The sequence below is a fragment of the Candidatus Accumulibacter cognatus genome (assembly GCF_000584975.1).
GTDB classification, from domain to species: domain Bacteria; phylum Pseudomonadota; class Gammaproteobacteria; order Burkholderiales; family Rhodocyclaceae; genus Accumulibacter; species Accumulibacter cognatus.
This window is the reverse complement of the sequence record NZ_JDST02000031.1, coordinates 1-15,604: the sequence shown is the minus strand read 5'-3', so window position 1 is coordinate 15,604 and position 15,604 is coordinate 1. Positions and strand designations below refer to the sequence as shown.

The window sequence follows — 15,604 nt, the reverse complement described above, 5'->3', positions numbered from 1 at the left end:
CGCATGCGTGCTCCCGACCTGATCCGTTTCGCCCGCGACGCAGCCACCGGTAACCCTCTACGCACCTCTCTCCTGGTGCTGGCCATGGCCATCGGCGTCGCCGCCGTGGTGGTGTTGACGGCGCTCGGCGATGGCGCACGCCGCTACGTGTTGAACCAATTCGCCTCGATTGGCAGCAATCTGGTGATCGTCCTGCCCGGCCGCTCGCAAACCGGCGGCTTCAACCCCGGTAACGCCATCACCAGCACGCCACGCGATCTGACCATCGACGATGCCCAGGCACTGCGGCGCGCCAGCGCCGTGCACCGCGTGGCGCCACTGACGGTCGGCACTTCCGAGATCAGCTTCGGCGGCAAGCTGCGCGAAGTCATGGTGGCCGGAACCACCGCCGAATTCATCGAGGTTCGCCGCCTGACGCTCGCGCAAGGGCGTTTCCTGCCACAGGGCGACTGGCGGCGGGGAGTATCCGAAGCTGTCATCGGAGCCAAGATACGCAATGAAATGTTTGCTCGCGAGGAGGCGCTCGGCCAGATGGTACGTATCGGTGACCGGCGTTTCCGCATCGTCGGCGTTCTCGCGTCGACCGGCCAGGGGCTGGGCATGAACACCGACGAGTTGGTGATCGTACCGGTGTCACTGGCGCAAGCCATGTTCAACAGCAACACCCTGTTCCGCATCCTCGTCGAGGCCAGCAGCCGGGACAGTATCGACCAGGCCAAGGCACAGTTGGCTGAAATCATCCAACTCCGCCACGAGGGCGAACAGGACGTCACGATCATCACCCAGGATGCCGTTCTCGCCACCTTCGACCGCCTGCTCGGAACCATGACCATCGCCGTTGCCGGAATTGCAGCGATCAGCCTGGCCGTTGCCGGCATCCTGGTGATGAACGTGATGCTCGTCTCGGTTACCCAGCGCACCACGGAAATCGGCCTGCTCAAGGCACTCGGTGCCACTGGCGCAACGATCCGCAACGCCTTTCTGACCGAGGCGGCGATGTTGTCGGTAACAGGTGCCCTGCTCGGCTGCGTGCTTGGGCTGGCCATGGCGGCGATCATCCGCCAGCTCTATCCCGAATTTCCTGCCTTTCCGCCAGACTGGGCGGTACTGGCCGGACTCGGCACCGCGCTTGCTACCGGCATCCTGTTTGGTGTACTGCCGGCACGGCAAGCGGCGCGGCTCGATCCCGTACAGTCGCTGTCGAAACGCTGAGCTGCTGCAGGCATGATTCGCCCTGGTGACGGACTACAACTCGCTTTGCGTGCCATGACTGCACACCGCCTGCGCAGCTTTCTGACCCTCCTCGAGATCGCCGTCGGGATCGCCGCGGTGATCCTGCTGACCTCGATCGGAGAAGGAATCCATCGATTTGTTCTGGCCGAATTCACGCAGTTCGGCACCAACGTGATCAGCGTTGCGCCGGGCAAGGTCAAGACCTCCGGCCCTGCGCCGACCGGCATCCCGACCTCGGTGCGGCCGCTGACCCTGGAGGATGCCCACGCTCTTGGACGCCTGCCACATATCACAGGCATGACCGCAACCGTATGGGGCAACACCGAGATTAATGCCAACGGCCGCCTGCGCCGCACCACCGTCAACGGAGTCAGCGCCGAAATGCTGAAGGTGTTCAGCATCCGGGTCAGCAGCGGCCAGTTCCTGCCGGCCGAGGATGCCGATCACGCACGCGCCTTCATCGTTCTTGGTGCGAAGCTCAAGGAAGAATTATTTGGCAACGGTAATCCCCTGGGTGCGCGGGTCCGCGTGGGCGGCCTGACCTTTCGCGTCATCGGTATCCTTGAGGCCAAGGGGCAATTTCTCGGTATCGATCTTGACGACGCTGCCTACATCCCGACGGCCCGCGCGCTCGAACTCTACAACCGCGACGGGTTGATGAAGATCGACATGTCATACGATGAAGGGATGCCAGCCGCTAGTGTCAGCGCACTGGTCAAGGCAACACTCACGGCACGTCACGGACGCGAGGATTTCACCATTACGACACAGGAAGATATGCTGCAGACGCTGTCGAACATCCTTGATGTCCTGACCATGGCGGTTGGTGCATTGGGCAGCATTTCGCTGCTCGTCGGCGGCGTGGGCATCGTCACCATCATGACCATCGCGGTCTCCGAACGTACCGGCGAAATCGGCCTGCTGGTCGCTCTTGGGGCACCACGCCGCACCATCCTCAGCCTGTTTCTGGGCGAGGCGGTCATGCTCTCGGCACTCGGCGGGCTGTTCGGACTGCTCATCGGCATCGGGGGCGCGCAGTTGCTGCACCTGCTGCTGCCGACACTGCCTGTGCATACGCCACTCAGTTTCATCGTCCTCGCCGAAAACATCGCGATCGCAATTGGCCTGCTCGCCGGCGTGTTGCCGGCCCGGCGCGCAGCACGGCTGAACGCTGTAGATGCGCTGCGTGCGGAATGAAATCATCTGACCATCGGATCAGCTGCCGCGCGGCGAATTCCACTCCTTATCCGACGTATCGACGGTATGAGTGACACTGAATGCGTTTTTGGAAGATTGGGCGTTAGCCCGGCGGATCGATGTTAAAATTATGAGTTGGTCGACGTGCTCGCCGGTCAACCCTTAAGCTTCTGGCTCGTTGTAATCTTTTTATTGTCGATAAGGAACCCCCATTATGAAAAATTCCCTCCTCGTTGCTGCGCTGATCGCTCTCGCTGTTACCGCCTGTGGCAAGAAGGAAGAAGCCAAGCCGGCTGCTGCTCCGGCTGCCGATGCAGCCAAACCGGCAGATGCGGCCAAACCAGCAGCCGAAGCCGCCGCAGACAAGGCCAAGGAAGTGGCTGGCGCCGCCGCTCAGGGTGCTGCCGATGCAGCCAAGGACGCAATGAAGAAGTAATCTGTTCTGTCCGGGCAAGAAAAAGCCGGCTTGCGCCGGCTTTTTCTTGCCCGGACAGAACACGATCAGCGCAGTTGCCGCCAGTCGAAACCGGCATCCTGGTCGGCCACAGCGATCCAATCCTCGCTGCAGCCCAGAGCCGATGCCAGGGCTCTGGCAGCCAGTTCTGGCCGGTTATTCTCCTGGCTCAGGTGTGCCGCGACCAGATGCTGCAAGCGCCGGGTATCGACCTGCCGCAAGAAGGCTGCCGCCTGGCCGTTCTCCAGATGACCGAAGCGCCCGGCGATGCGCTGCTTGAGCCGCACCGGATATCTCGATGCAGCCAGCAGCGCATGATCGTGGTTGCATTCCAGTACCAGCCCGTCGCAGGCACCCAGAACCTCAACGATGTGGGGCGTAATCGAGCCACTATCGGTGAGCACGCCAAGGCAGTGCTGACCATCTCTGAACGCATACTGAACGGGTTCGCGAGCATCGTGCGGCACCGGGAAGGGCCACACTTCAAGGCCGCCGATTGCAAAGCAGGTATGGCCGTTGATCAGCCTGCATGCGGGTAAGGTGGCCCTGCCTTGCGACGCCGCGGCATAGGTGCCGTGCGTCAGATAAACCGTGAGCTGGTAGTGGCGGGCAAGGGCGAAAACACCCGCCACATGATCAGCATGCTCGTGCGTCACCACGATCGCGGCCAGATCATCGGGAACAGTACCCAGTCTGGCCAACCTGGCGGTCGTCATGCGTGCTGAAAAGCCGCAGTCGAGCAACACTTTCGTCTTGCCAGCCTCGACCAGCAGGGCGTTACCCCGACTGCCGCTACCCAGCGATGCGAAACGGATCATTTGCACGGGTCACGGAGCCTCGCGACATGATGATGTCCAACATTCGCTATTGCTCGGAGGAATCCAGGTCAGTATGCGATGATACTGACCCCTACTTCAACTGATCGTAAAGCAGATTAAGGATCTTCTTCGCCGTCTCGGACTGGTCGCCCCCCCCCTCGGGCGAAAGCACCTGGACTGTCGACAGGCTGCCGGCTTCACGAATGAAGATGCGGTACTGGATTTGTGTCTTGTTGACAGAACTGCTTTTGAAAGGGTTGAGCCTCGACAAGAAGGTGTCTTCCTTCTTCTGATTGTCACTTTCTGGGTCGACATAACGCACGAAGTAAAGGCCCCTGGAACGATCCCGATCTTCAACCGTGAAACCAACCCTGTCCAGCGCCAGACCGACTCGACGCCAGGCACGATCAAACGCTTCCTCGACCTCTAGGGTTCCGGCACCGTCGGCACCGCGAGTCAGACGGGCTCGCTCGACGGGTTTCTCCTGCGCAACCCGCATGGCCTCGGTAGCACGCTTCTCGTCGCTTCCAAGACGAATCATCAAACGACGCAGCATCTCCGCTTCGAGTTCCGGATCAGCCGGACGTGGCTGCCACTTGGTCTGATCCCTGCCCTCGGTCACGTAAATCTCGTACATGCCGCGATGACTGACAAAGATGTCGGTAGTCCCCGGGATGCTCCCCGGCTCCAGGCGAGTTCGGAACTTGTCGCGCTCGGCCGTCGAATAGACCGAGTCGATCAGCTTGCCGAGCAGGTTGCGGATGAAATCCTGCTCGATCTTGGCACGGTTCTCGGCCCAGTCGGTTTCCATCACCCCGGCATCTGGCAGTTCAAGTTTGATCACAAAACCGGTTTCCTGCCAGAAGTCCTTGACCTGCCCCCAGAGTTTGTCCGGCGCCCCTGCGACCACCAGCCAGCGCTGATTGCCGGAACGCTCGATGCGCGCCCGGTCGACTGCCGGCAGGACCTCGCTCTTCTGCTGCGCGCGGGCCTGTGGTGAACGCTCGGCGGAGTATGCCGAGTAGGTAGCCGTCCCCTTGCCCAGGGTATCCGGTACGGCATAACGGTCATCACGCGCAGGTGAAGTCAGGTCAGGAGGTACTTCCAGCGACGGCACATTGGTGGCCGACGCCGTCTTGTACTCGATTCGCTTGGGTTCAAGCAGGGAACCGCTGCAACCAGCCAGCAGCAGAAGCGCGGCGAGGCAGCGCGATACGGCAGGACTCATTTGACCACCTGACTAGACCAATACGCCCGCCTGCTGCATGGCGGCACGGACACGTGCGTGAAAATCCGGCGAAAGTGGCGTCAGCGGCAGCCGCAGCCCACCGTCAATCAAGCCCAGTTGCTGGCACGCCCACTTGACAGGGATCGGGTTCGCTTCGCAGAACAGTTGTCGATGCAGATCGAGCAGGCGGGCATTCAGGGTACGCGCCTGGATGGCATCGCCAGCCAGCGCAGCAGCGCACATCTCGTGCATCAGGCGTGGAGCAATATTGGCGACCACCGAGATGTCGCCGCTTGCACCCATCAGAATCAGGGCACAGGCACTTGCATCATCACCACTATAGACGGCAAAACCGGCAGGCGCGCGGGCGATCAACTCGCAGCCACGATCCATGTTACCCGTAGCATCCTTGATACCGACGATATTCGGTATTTCAGCGAGGCGCAGCGCGGTTTCATTGCTCAGATCGGCGACCGTCCGACCCGGTACGTTATAGAGAATCACCGGGAGATCAACGGCCTCGGCTATCGCCCGAAAATGGCGATACAGCCCTTCCTGGGTCGGCTTGTTGTAATACGGTACTACCGACAACGCGGCATCGACGCCGGCCTGGCGGGCAAAACGCGTCAGTTCAATCGCTTCAGCGGTCGAATTGGCGCCCGTGCCAGCAATCATCGGGATACGACCGGCAGCCTGGTCAACGGCGATACGGATCAGTTCACAGTGTTCCTCAAAGTTGACCGTCGGCGACTCTCCGGTCGTACCGACAATGACAATGGCGTCGGTACCTTGCTGGACATGGAAATCGATCAGACGGCGCAGGCCGGGCAGGTCAAGACTCCCGTCGGCATGCATGGGGGTGACAATCGCTACAATCGATCCGGTAATCATGGTCTTTGGGGCGCCCTGACAATTACTTACCGGGAAGTCTTCCCGGTGGAAATAGAACATTCGATTTTAACCGAAAGGAAAGGCCTTGGCGATGAAAAACAATAGCCGCACACAGCATGCCCCACGACTTGCACGCCGTTCTCAGATCTCGGCCAGAACCCGAAGATGAGCGACCACGCTGCGCGCCAGCGCCGACAGCGAGTAACCTCCTTCAAGCATCGACACGATCCGCTTCTGGGCGCATTCTTCGGCAAGCTGCTTCAGTTGTACGGTAACCCAGGCGTAATCTTTTTCGAGAAATTTCAAGCCGCCCATCTCATCCTCGTAGTGGGCATCAAAACCCGCCGAGATCAGGATCATCTCCGGCTGGAACTCGCGCAGGCGCGGCATCCAGATATCACTCACCACACTGCGGAATTCCTCACCGTCGGTTCCCCGGCTGAGGGGCACATTCACCATGTTGAAGGCCGGCCGTTCGGTACCGCTGTAGGGGTAGAACGGATGCTGAAAGGTGCCGACCATCAGCACGCGCGAATCGCCCTTGAAGCAGTCCTCGGTCCCATTGCCGTGGTGGACGTCAAAATCAACGATCGCGATGCGCGACAATTGATGCGCTACCAGCGCATGGGCGGCTGCCACGGCGATATTGTTGAAGAAACAGAAGCCCATCGCCGCCGCCCGTTCGGCATGGTGTCCTGGCGGACGCACGGCACAAAAGGCATTCTCGACCTCTCCGGCCATCACCAGGTCGACCGCCTTGATCCCTGCCCCGGCAGCACGCAGTGCCGCTTGCCAGGTATGCCGGTTCATGGCCGTATCCGGGTCGAGATGCACGATGCCCAACTCGGGCGAGGCCCGCTTCAACCGTTCCAGATGTGCGGCAGAATGAACCCGATGAAGTTGCTGGAAAGTGGCCAACGGCGCATCGTGATAAACGAAATATGAATCCAGACCTTGCGCGATCATGTGGTCGCTGATCGCGGTCAGCCGGTCGGGAGCTTCCGGGTGATACGAACCCATGTCGTGCAATTGGCAGTCGCGATGGGTGATATATGCAGTGCTGGTCACTATGGCCTTTCTGCCGCAGAGGATCCCCGCCACGGGCGATGGATACTGTGGGAAATCGAGTTGTCGGCTGATGGTTTATTATCATCCCAATTGCGCTACTACGACAAGCCATGCCACCCATGCTCCCGACGACGAGACCCTCCCCGGTCGCCAGAATTCTTGCCGCCGCCAACGCGGTGATCCTCGGCAAGAATGTGCAAACCCGCCTCGCACTGTGCTGTCTTCTGGCGAAAGGTCATTTGCTGATCGAAGATCTGCCGGGCGTCGGCAAGACCACCCTGGCGCACACCCTGGCGCGGGTACTCGGATTCCAGTTTTCGCGCATCCAGTTCACAAGCGATATGCTGCCAGCCGACATCCTCGGCGTCTCGATCTTCAACCGTGAGAGCGGCCATTTCCAGTTTCTTCCCGGCCCGGTATTCTCGCAGGTTCTGCTTGCCGACGAAATCAATCGCGCCACTCCGAAGACGCAGAGTGCCCTGCTCGAAGCCATGGAAGAGGGACAGGTCACGACCGAGGGAGAAACGCGGCCGCTGCCCGAACCCTTCTTCGTGATCGCCACGCAGAACCCTTCAACCCAGATCGGCACGTTCCCCTTGCCCGAATCACAACTCGACCGCTTTCTGCTGCGCATCGAACTCGGCTACCCGGACCACGACGCCGAACGGGCGCTGCTTGAAAGCGGTGGCCGGCGCGAACAGTTGCCGACGCTGGCGACCTGTCTTGGCCCCGGCGACTTTGCCGCAATGCAGCAAGAGGTGGCCGCGGTCTACAGTTCGCCGGCTTTGCTCGATTACCTGCAATCGCTGGTCGAGGCAACGCGCCAGGACGTCCGGCTGGTGCATGGCCTGAGCCCGCGCGCTGCCCTGTCACTGCTCGCGGTGGCGCGCGCCTGGGCATTCAGCGATGGTCGCCAGATGGTCCTGCCGGAAGACGTGCAGGCGGTGCTGCCGGCCGTCGCCCGCCATCGCCTGCGACTGGTCAGCGGCGGCTACGCGGGGAACGAAGATATCGCCGCCCTGATTCGATCACTACCGCTTGCCTGACGGCCACGGGTCACCAAGATGCCTCTGTTCGCCGCCTTGCAGCGCTGGTTGTTCCGCCTGGCGCGTGACGAGCAGTTGCCGATCGTGCTCGGGCAACGCCGAATCTTCATCGTGCCGACGGGCGCCGGCATCCTGTTTGCCGGCGTGCTCGCGGTGATGCTGATCGGCGCCATCAACTACAACCTGAGCCTCGGACACGCGCTGATCTTTCTGCTAGCCGGCCTCGGTCTGGTGGCCATGGTATACACCTTTCACAATCTGTTCGGCCTGCGTTTGACTCCGGGACGCACCGAAGCGGTTTTTGCCGGCGATCTGGCGAGTTTTCCGCTGCAACTGGATAACGCCCGCAAGGAGCCGCGTCGTGCCCTCGAGTTTTCCTTTGACGGGCAGCCGCTGGTCACGATTGACGTCCCGGCGCGGGGGGACGTGACCGTGGCCATCCCCTACACCACGAGCAAACGTGGCCGCCTCGACCCGGGGCGAGTAACGCTCGCCACACGCTATCCGCTAGGCCTGTTTCAGGCCTGGAGCTACCCGCACCCGTGCTGGTCGTGCGTGGTCTACCCCAGGCCATTACGCACCCCCCTGCCAAGGCCATCGCCGGGTGCGCAAGCTGATCACCACCACGGCGATAGCGGCCAGGAGGACTTCGCCGGTTTGCGGCCACGCCAGCCAAGCGATCCGACCCGGCACATTGCCTGGAAAGCGGTCGCCCGCTGCGCCGATGAACAGAGGCTGCTGGTCAAGCAGTTCGCCGGTGGGGCCAGCGATGAACTGTGGCTCGACTGGTCTCTGACACCACCCGAGCGCAGCCACGAAGACCGCTTGTCGATCCTGGCCGGCTGGGTGATGGCCGCCGACGAACAGCAGGCACGCTACGGTCTGACGCTGCCGGGGCAGCGGATCGCGCCAGCGCAGGGGAGCCTGCACCGCACCCACTGCCTGCAAGCGCTGGCGCTGTACGGTGAAACGGCATCATGAGCCGCCAACCGCCACGCGCACTCGAACACGGCGCCGTACCCTGGCTGCTGACCGGTGCGCTGGCGACCGCCGGCCCGCACGCCGAACACCTGCCGCCGTGGCTGTCGCTGCTGGTCGCCAGCAGCCTGCTCTGGCGCGCCTGGTTGTGGCAACAACGTCGCCCGCTGCCGCCACGCTGGTCGCTGGCCTTGCTGGTGATGGCTGGCGTCGCGGGCATCGCCTGGCAATTCCACAGCCTCTTCGGCAAGGAATCCGGTGTTGCCATGCTGGTCCTGTTCATGGCTCTCAAACCGATGGAAACGCACCACCAGCGTGATGCTCTGGTCATCGTCATGCTCGGTTATTTCCTCCTGCTGACCCACTATTTCTACTCGCAGAGCATCCCCACCGGCCTCTGGCTGCTGGTCGCCACGACCCTACTGACGGGCGCCCTGATCGGCTTGCATGGCGGCGGTGCCCAGCCAGTCATGACGATTGCCCGGCAAGCCGCCCTGTTGCTGCTGCAGGCCCTGCCTTTCATGTGTATTCTCTATCTGCTTTTCCCGCGTGTCACGGGGCCGCTATGGGGCTTGCCGGAAGAATCCCGCGCCAGTCTGAGCGGCTTGTCCGAGCAGATGTCGCCGGGATCGATCAGCCATCTGATCCAGTCGGGCGCAATCGCCTTTCGCAGCCACTTTGCTGGTGAGACGCCGGATAAGGCCGATCTCTACTGGCGTGGCCCGGTCTTCGACAGCTATGACGGAGTCACCTGGCGAACCGCAACGCCGCCCGCCAGGCTACCGAGGCCGGCACCGGTGATCGAGGCCAGTGGTACGGCCTACGCCTACACCAGCATTCTCGAAGCGCACAACCAGCGCTGGCTGCTGGCGCTCGATGTGGCGACCAGCCTGCCGCCCGAAAGTTCGCTGGCACCCACCCTCGAAGTCCTGGCCCGCGAACCGCTGCGTGTCCGCACCCGCATGTCGTTTGTTTCTGCGGTTGATTACCATGCCAACCGCATCGAGGCGCCGGCCATTCTGCAACAGGCACTGGCACTGCCGGCACGGATCAATCCGCGCACGCGCGCCCTGGCCAGCAGCTGGCAATCGCTGCCCGCGGAAAAAATCGCCGCGGCCGCGCTCTCGATGTTCCGCCAGGAAGATTTCCACTACACCCTGCGCCCGCCGCTGCTCGGCGCAGACGCCGTCGATGAATTCCTGTTCGTCACCCGGCGCGGCTTCTGCGAGCACTACGCATCGGCGTTCGTATTCCTGATGCGCGCGGCCGGGGTTCCGGCACGGGTGGTCGCCGGTTACCAGGGCGGCGAAATCAATCCGGTCGATGGCTATCTTACCGTCCGCCAGTCCGACGCCCACGCCTGGAGCGAAATCTGGCTGGCCGGCAAGGGCTGGGTGCGTATCGACCCAACGGCTGCCGTCGCACCATCGCGCATTGAACAGGGAATCGTCGCCGCACTGCCTGAAGGTGAGCCTCTGCCAGGCATTGTCCGGCTCGACGCGACCTGGTTGCGCCAGTTACGCAATCGTTGGGAGGCGGCAAACAATAGCTGGAATCAGTGGGTGCTCGGTTACAATCCGCAACGCCAGCGCGAACTGCTGTCACGGGCCGGCTTGAGCGATCCCGACTGGCAGAGCATGACGGCGACGCTGGCGATACTCTGTGGTCTGGCGCTTCTGATCATCACGTGGTGGACGCTGCCCCGGCGGCGTCGCGCCGATCCGGCACAGCGCGCCTGGCAACGCTATTGCACGCAGCTGGCGCGCCGGGGCGTCGGCCGAGCGGCATGGGAAGGGCCACTGGCCTTCGCACGAAGGGTCGCGCGCGAACGCCCCGACCTGGCCGCACTCACCAGCGAAGCCGCCGGCTGCTATGCCCAACTGCGCTATGGCCGCCATGGCGGCGAAGATCTGCTGGAGCAGCTGCAGCAATGCGTGCGCCGCCTGCCACCACAACGGTCATGATGATGCCTGGCGCAAGGAGAAATGAGATTTGAACAAATCATTCGCGATGTTCGGGCTGCTCGGCTGCCTGCTGTCCCTGCCTGGCCACGGTCAGTCGGGCACCGGGTTCAGCCAGGAACCGGAGGTCCAGGCTTTCATTATCGGCATGCACGAACAGCACGGTTTTGATGTCGCCCACCTGACACGGCAGTTCGCCGTCATCCGTCCGAATGCTACGGTGCTGCGCGCCATCCGCCCGCCGGCCTTTCCCGAAAAGCAGCGCTCCTGGCAACGCTATCGCGAGCGCTTTCTGAACAGCTCACGCATCGGTGGCGGCCTCTCGTTCTGGCAAAAACATGCCGCCACCCTGCAACGCGCACAAGCGACCTACGGCGTACCGGCTGAAGTGATCGTGTCGATCATCGGCGTCGAGACCGTGTATGGCCAGAACATGGGCAGTTTTGGCGTCTTCGAAGCGCTCGCTTCGCTCGCCTTCCATTACCCACCGCGCGCAGAGTTCTTCCGCGGTGAACTAGAGCAGTTTCTGCTGCTGGCGCGTGAGAACGGCGTCAGCCCGCTCGATATCAAGGGTTCCTACGCCGGGGCCATCGGCATCCCGCAGTTCATGCCCAGCAGCCAGCGGCGCTTTGCCGTCGACTTCGACGGTGACGACCGCATCGACCTGCGCAGCAGCAGCAGTGACGCCATCGGCAGTGTTGCCCGTTTTCTGCAGCAGCATGGCTGGCAGAGCGGCGCTCCGGTTGCCGTACCGGCAAGTGTCAGCGGCGATCCGGCGGGATTGCTCGCGGCCGGGATCAAACCCGCGCTGACGGTACGCGAGATGGCCGCCGAGGGGGTGGTCGCAGTCACCACGGTTGACGGCGATCGCACGGCGGCTCTGATCGACCTGGTGACTCCGGGAGCGACCACCGAATACTGGCTCGGCTTCGACAATTTCTACGTAATCACCCGGTACAACCGATCGAGCTTCTACGCGATGTCGGTCTTTCAACTCGCCGAGGCGCTACGTACGGCGCACGATAAACTGATCGGCACGCGCTGATCTGCGGGCCTTAACCATACGATCAGAGCAGGTTGTCGGCGGTGCCGCCTTCGCGCCGTATGACACGGCGCAGGTGATCGAGTGCCTCGATCTGGATCTGACGAACGCGCTCGCGTGTCAGATTCAGGTCGAAGGCAATTTCTTCAAGGGTGCAGGCCTCCTTGCCGGCAAGCCCATAACGACGTTGCAGAACCTGTCGCTGCTTCTCGGAGAGCTGCCCGACCCACTTGTTCAACAAGTCGCCAAGCTCGTTGGACTGCAACAGTTCATCCGGGTCGAGCAGGCTCTCGTCGGCCAACGCATCACCATACGATCGGCTCGGGTCGACTTGCAAGGGGGCGTCGAGCGAAGCAATACGCTCGTTGAGGGCCATCACGCGGCGCACATCGTCGCTCGGCCGATCGATCAGATGGGCGATCTGCTCGACGCAGATTTCCCGCCCATTGGCCGACTCCAGATGGCGAATGGCACGCAGCACGAGGTTGATTTCCTTGACCACATGCACCGGCAGGCGAATCGTTCGTGACTGATTCATGATCGCGCGCTCGATGCTTTGCCGGATCCACCAGGTGGCATACGTCGAAAAACGGAAGCCGCGCTCGGGGTCGAATTTTTCGATTGCGTGGATCAGGCCGAGATTTCCCTCCTCGATCATGTCGAGCAAGGGCAGGCCGCGGTTGAAATAGTGCTTGGCAATATTGACCACCAACCGCAGATTGTGCTCGATCATTTTCTGGCGGGCCAGGAAATCACCCGCGCGTGCCCGCCGCGCCCAGACCGCCTCTTCGGCCGGAGAAAACAGAGGCTTGGCACCGATCTCGTTGAGGTAATGCTGGGTGACGTCATTGAGCAACTCGGCCTCGGGCGATGTTCCCTCCGATACGAGGTCGGGCGCCAATACCGGTTCCTCCAAAAAGAAATCCGGCTGCTCCAGATCGTCGCCGAAGGAATCAGCATCAGAATCGAAAGCGCCGGACATGGTCAACGCTGCGGCAAGTGTTTGAGCGGGTCGACCGGCTTGCCCTGGCGCCGGATTTCAAAGTGCAGCTTGACCTGATCGGCGTCGGTATTGCCCATTTCGGCGATCTTCTGTCCCTTGCTGACACTCTGGCCTTCCTTCACCAGCACACTCTGGTTATGCGCGTAAGCGGTCAGGTAGGTGTTGTTGTGCTTGACGATCACCAGCTTGCCGTAACCGCGCAACCCGGTACCGCTATACACGACCTTGCCGCCACCGGCAGCGAGCACGGCATCCCCGGCCTTGCCGTTGATATCGATCCCCTTGTTGCCGCCCTCGCTGAAAGTGCCGATCAGCTTGCCGCTGGCCGGCCATGTCCAGGTGATTTCCTCGCCGCCGGCAACCGTATCGCCGGGCCTGGCCTCACCTTGAGCTTCCGGTTTGGCTTCGGCCTTGGTCACGGTAGCCATGGCCACGGCCGGCTCGGCCGGTTTCGGCTGCGCTTGCGCCCGCGCCAGCGCCTGCTCCGAGTAAGCTTCCTTGCCCGCCTTCGGTTCTCGCTTGAGAACGACGGCGTCGCCAGCCGCAGAGACCGCAGCAGCACCCGCACCAAGCGGGCGCTGCTCGACCACTGCGACGGTACCAATCGGCCGCACCACGGCCGTTTCGCCCGCCACGGCAGAACCTGGCGCCCTGACCCGTAACGCTTGTCCGATCAGGATGCGATTCGGATTCTCGATTGCATTCCACGTTACCAGATCCCTGTAGTCCAACCCATGATCGAGCGCGATGGAATACAGCGTGTCCCCCTTCTTGACGAGGTACATGTCCTTGCTGGCAATGGCCACCTGTGGCTTGGCGGCGGTACTGCGTTCATCCAGCGGCGCTGGCGTGATGCTGGCACAACCAGCGAGAACGAGCAGCAAGGCCAGAGCAGCAGCGTGACAACGGAAAATCCCTTGATCCTTCATTCGACTCCTGATAGCAACGGGACGAAACGCACGGCATCCAGGCGGGTTTCGACAAAACCCTCCGGTCTGAATTCGATCAGGGCCAGTTGCTGTGTCGCCGCACCCAAGGGCAGAATCAGCCTGCCTTGAGGGGCGAGTTGCTGCAACAGTGCGCGCGGCACCCTGGCCGCGGCGGCCGCGACGATGATCGAATCAAAAGGGGCGGCCTCGGGCAGGCCGAGTTGCCCGTCGGCGTGCTTCAAGCGCACCTTGAGTTCCTTGATCGCGCGTAGATTGAGCCTGGCCCTGTCGAGCAGCGGCGCGATCCGCTCGACCGCATAGACCTCCTTGGTCAGTTGCGCGAGCACCGCGGCCTGGTAGCCGCAGCCAGCGCCGACCTCCAGCGTCCTGCCAAGTTCGCGACCGGCGCGCAACGCTTCGATCATCCGCGCCACCACATAGGGTTGCGAGATCGTCTGCGAGTAGCCCAGCGGCAATGCCGTGTCCTCATAAGCCCTTGAGGCCAGCGCTTCTTCGACAAAAACATGCCGTGGCACGGCGGCGATCGCCGCCAGCACCTCTTCGTCAACAATTCCCTGTTCGCGGAGACGCTCGATCATGCGCGTGCGCGTGCGCTGCGAGGTCATGCCAAAACCGGTATGAGTCCCTGGCTTGTTCATCGTGCCAGCCACCCACGCAGCAGTGGCAACTGCGCGTTGTGGGTCAGATCGACCTGCAGCGGCGTCACCGACACCAGATGGTTGCGCACCGCGTGAAAATCGGTGCCCTCGCCGGCATCCGCCGCGGCACCAGCGGCACCGACCCAGAACACGGTTTCGTTGCGCGGCGACAGCGTGCGCACCACCGGTTCGGCCTTGTGGCGCTTGCCGAGGCGGGTGACAACGGTGCCGCGCAGTTGTGCGTAGGGTATATCGGGAACATTGACGTTGAGCAAGACCGGCTCTCTCAGCGCCTGTCGCCGCAGCATTTCGACCAGTTCGCGGGCGACCCGCGCCGCACTCGCGAAATACTCGCCGGGTGTTCCGCACAGCGAAATTGCCAGGGACGGAATGCCCAGCAGAAAACCCTCGGTCGCTGCTGCGACGGTACCAGAATATATGGTGTCGTCGCCCATGTTGGCGCCCATGTTGATTCCCGACACCACCATGTCCGGAAGCCCGTCGAGCATGCCGGTAACCGCAAGGTGAACACAGTCGGTGGGAGTGCCGTTCACGTGATAGAAGCCATTGGCAGCGCGTTTGAGCGACAGGGGTCGATCAAGCGTCAGCGAATTGCTCGCCCCGCTGCGGTCGCGCTCGGGAGCGACGACGGTAATTTCAGCGACATCCGCCAGAACGTGCGCCAGATGCTCGATCCCCGGAGCAAAATAACCGTCATCGTTACAGAGCAGGATCCGCATGGCACTCCACGAACATCAACGAACACGGGGAAATAACCCGGCTAGGGGCAGGCCTTTTCAGCATCGATGGAACTGCGCTGCAGCTCCTCACCAGTCTGCCGGCAAACAGTGCCTTGCGGCACCTGCCGCCAGAACTCCTGGCATGGCCAAGCAGGCGTCAATTATAACCGCCCGGCACCTCGCTGAACACTTCAGCGCACACAGTCAGCAATTCCAAATTTAAGCCCGTCATGATATGAAAGGTCTTTTGGATTTGACTGGAGAGCCCCGTTGGTTGCTGGAGTGACGAGTGAATGGCCGCTCTTGACGACGAGCGTCCTAATTGAACGGATTCGTGCCACCTTCCGGGAGCTGCCT

The 15,604-nt window shown here is 62.2% G+C and carries 16 protein-coding genes; 7 read left to right on the top strand and 9 right to left on the bottom strand.

From position 1 onward, the window contains the following. Positions 1-3: 3 nt before the first annotated feature. The 3 genes from AW06_RS06610 (at position 4) to AW06_RS06600 (ending at position 2,866) form a co-directional block, all read left to right on the top strand. On the top strand, positions 4-1,212 hold the full coding sequence (locus AW06_RS06610) for an ABC transporter permease (protein WP_034947526.1): 1,209 nt from the start codon (positions 4-6) through the stop codon (positions 1,210-1,212). A 12-nt stretch (positions 1,213-1,224) separates the two neighbouring features. Further along, positions 1,225-2,430, top strand: coding sequence for an ABC transporter permease (locus AW06_RS06605; protein WP_273704452.1), 1,206 nt, complete (start codon positions 1,225-1,227; stop codon positions 2,428-2,430). Between the two features lie 214 nt (positions 2,431-2,644). Next, on the top strand, positions 2,645-2,866 hold the full coding sequence (locus AW06_RS06600) for a hypothetical protein (RefSeq protein WP_034947523.1): 222 nt from the start codon (positions 2,645-2,647) through the stop codon (positions 2,864-2,866). A gap of 65 nt (positions 2,867-2,931) precedes the next feature. Here the strand turns inward: AW06_RS06600 and AW06_RS06595 are convergent, their stop codons facing one another. The 4 genes from AW06_RS06595 to AW06_RS06580 form a co-directional block, all read right to left on the bottom strand. Continuing rightward, complete coding sequence (locus tag AW06_RS06595; RefSeq protein WP_034947707.1) at positions 2,932-3,699, bottom strand: MBL fold metallo-hydrolase; 768 nt, start codon at positions 3,697-3,699, stop codon at positions 2,932-2,934. 94 nt (positions 3,700-3,793) lie between these two features. After that, on the bottom strand, positions 3,794-4,930 hold the full coding sequence (gene bamC / locus AW06_RS06590) for an outer membrane protein assembly factor BamC (protein WP_034947517.1): 1,137 nt from the start codon (positions 4,928-4,930) through the stop codon (positions 3,794-3,796). A gap of 12 nt (positions 4,931-4,942) precedes the next feature. After that, entirely contained in the window at positions 4,943-5,821 is an 879-nt protein-coding gene (dapA, locus tag AW06_RS06585; RefSeq protein ID WP_034947514.1) for a 4-hydroxy-tetrahydrodipicolinate synthase, read from the bottom strand. Between the two features lie 141 nt (positions 5,822-5,962). Next, positions 5,963-6,889 carry a histone deacetylase family protein gene (locus AW06_RS06580; protein WP_034947512.1) on the bottom strand — a complete coding sequence of 309 codons (927 nt, stop codon included), beginning with the start codon at positions 6,887-6,889 and terminating at the stop codon, positions 5,963-5,965. A 110-nt stretch (positions 6,890-6,999) separates the two neighbouring features. Between AW06_RS06580 and AW06_RS06575 the strand changes: the two genes are divergently transcribed. From AW06_RS06575 to mltB, 4 genes are read left to right on the top strand one after another with little or no spacing between them, the layout of a single operon-like run. Further along, positions 7,000-7,935 carry a MoxR family ATPase gene (locus tag AW06_RS06575; RefSeq protein ID WP_273704451.1) on the top strand — a complete coding sequence of 312 codons (936 nt, stop codon included), beginning with the start codon at positions 7,000-7,002 and terminating at the stop codon, positions 7,933-7,935. Between the two features lie 18 nt (positions 7,936-7,953). After that, positions 7,954-8,916: a DUF58 domain-containing protein gene (locus AW06_RS06570; RefSeq protein ID WP_034947508.1), complete on the top strand. Its 963-nt coding sequence runs from the start codon at positions 7,954-7,956 to the stop codon at positions 8,914-8,916. Further along, positions 8,913-10,877 carry a DUF3488 and transglutaminase-like domain-containing protein gene (locus tag AW06_RS06565; protein WP_034947505.1) on the top strand — a complete coding sequence of 655 codons (1,965 nt, stop codon included), beginning with the start codon at positions 8,913-8,915 and terminating at the stop codon, positions 10,875-10,877. Before AW06_RS06570 ends, AW06_RS06565 begins: the two co-directional genes overlap by 4 nt. A gap of 46 nt (positions 10,878-10,923) precedes the next feature. Beyond that, the gene (gene mltB / locus AW06_RS06560) at positions 10,924-11,919 is read left to right on the top strand and encodes a lytic murein transglycosylase B (protein WP_034947502.1); all 996 of its coding nucleotides are present in this window, start codon (positions 10,924-10,926) and stop codon (positions 11,917-11,919) included. Positions 11,920-11,941: 22 nt separating this feature from the next. Here the strand turns inward: mltB and rpoS are convergent, their stop codons facing one another. The 5 genes from rpoS to AW06_RS20040 form a co-directional block, all read right to left on the bottom strand. Further along, complete coding sequence (gene rpoS, locus AW06_RS06555; protein WP_273704450.1) at positions 11,942-12,898, bottom strand: RNA polymerase sigma factor RpoS; 957 nt, start codon at positions 12,896-12,898, stop codon at positions 11,942-11,944. Between the two features lie 2 nt (positions 12,899-12,900). Then, entirely contained in the window at positions 12,901-13,848 is a 948-nt protein-coding gene (locus AW06_RS06550; protein WP_273704449.1) for a peptidoglycan DD-metalloendopeptidase family protein, read from the bottom strand. Next, complete coding sequence (locus AW06_RS06545) at positions 13,845-14,507, bottom strand: protein-L-isoaspartate(D-aspartate) O-methyltransferase (RefSeq protein WP_273704448.1); 663 nt, start codon at positions 14,505-14,507, stop codon at positions 13,845-13,847. The genes AW06_RS06550 and AW06_RS06545 overlap by 4 nt, the downstream gene beginning before the upstream one ends. Further along, positions 14,504-15,247 carry a 5'/3'-nucleotidase SurE gene (gene surE, locus AW06_RS06540; RefSeq protein WP_034947499.1) on the bottom strand — a complete coding sequence of 248 codons (744 nt, stop codon included), beginning with the start codon at positions 15,245-15,247 and terminating at the stop codon, positions 14,504-14,506. Before surE ends, AW06_RS06545 begins: the two co-directional genes overlap by 4 nt. A gap of 157 nt (positions 15,248-15,404) precedes the next feature. After that, positions 15,405-15,604 (bottom strand): hypothetical protein (locus AW06_RS20040; RefSeq protein ID WP_273704447.1); only part of this gene is annotated, 200 nt, incomplete at its 5' end.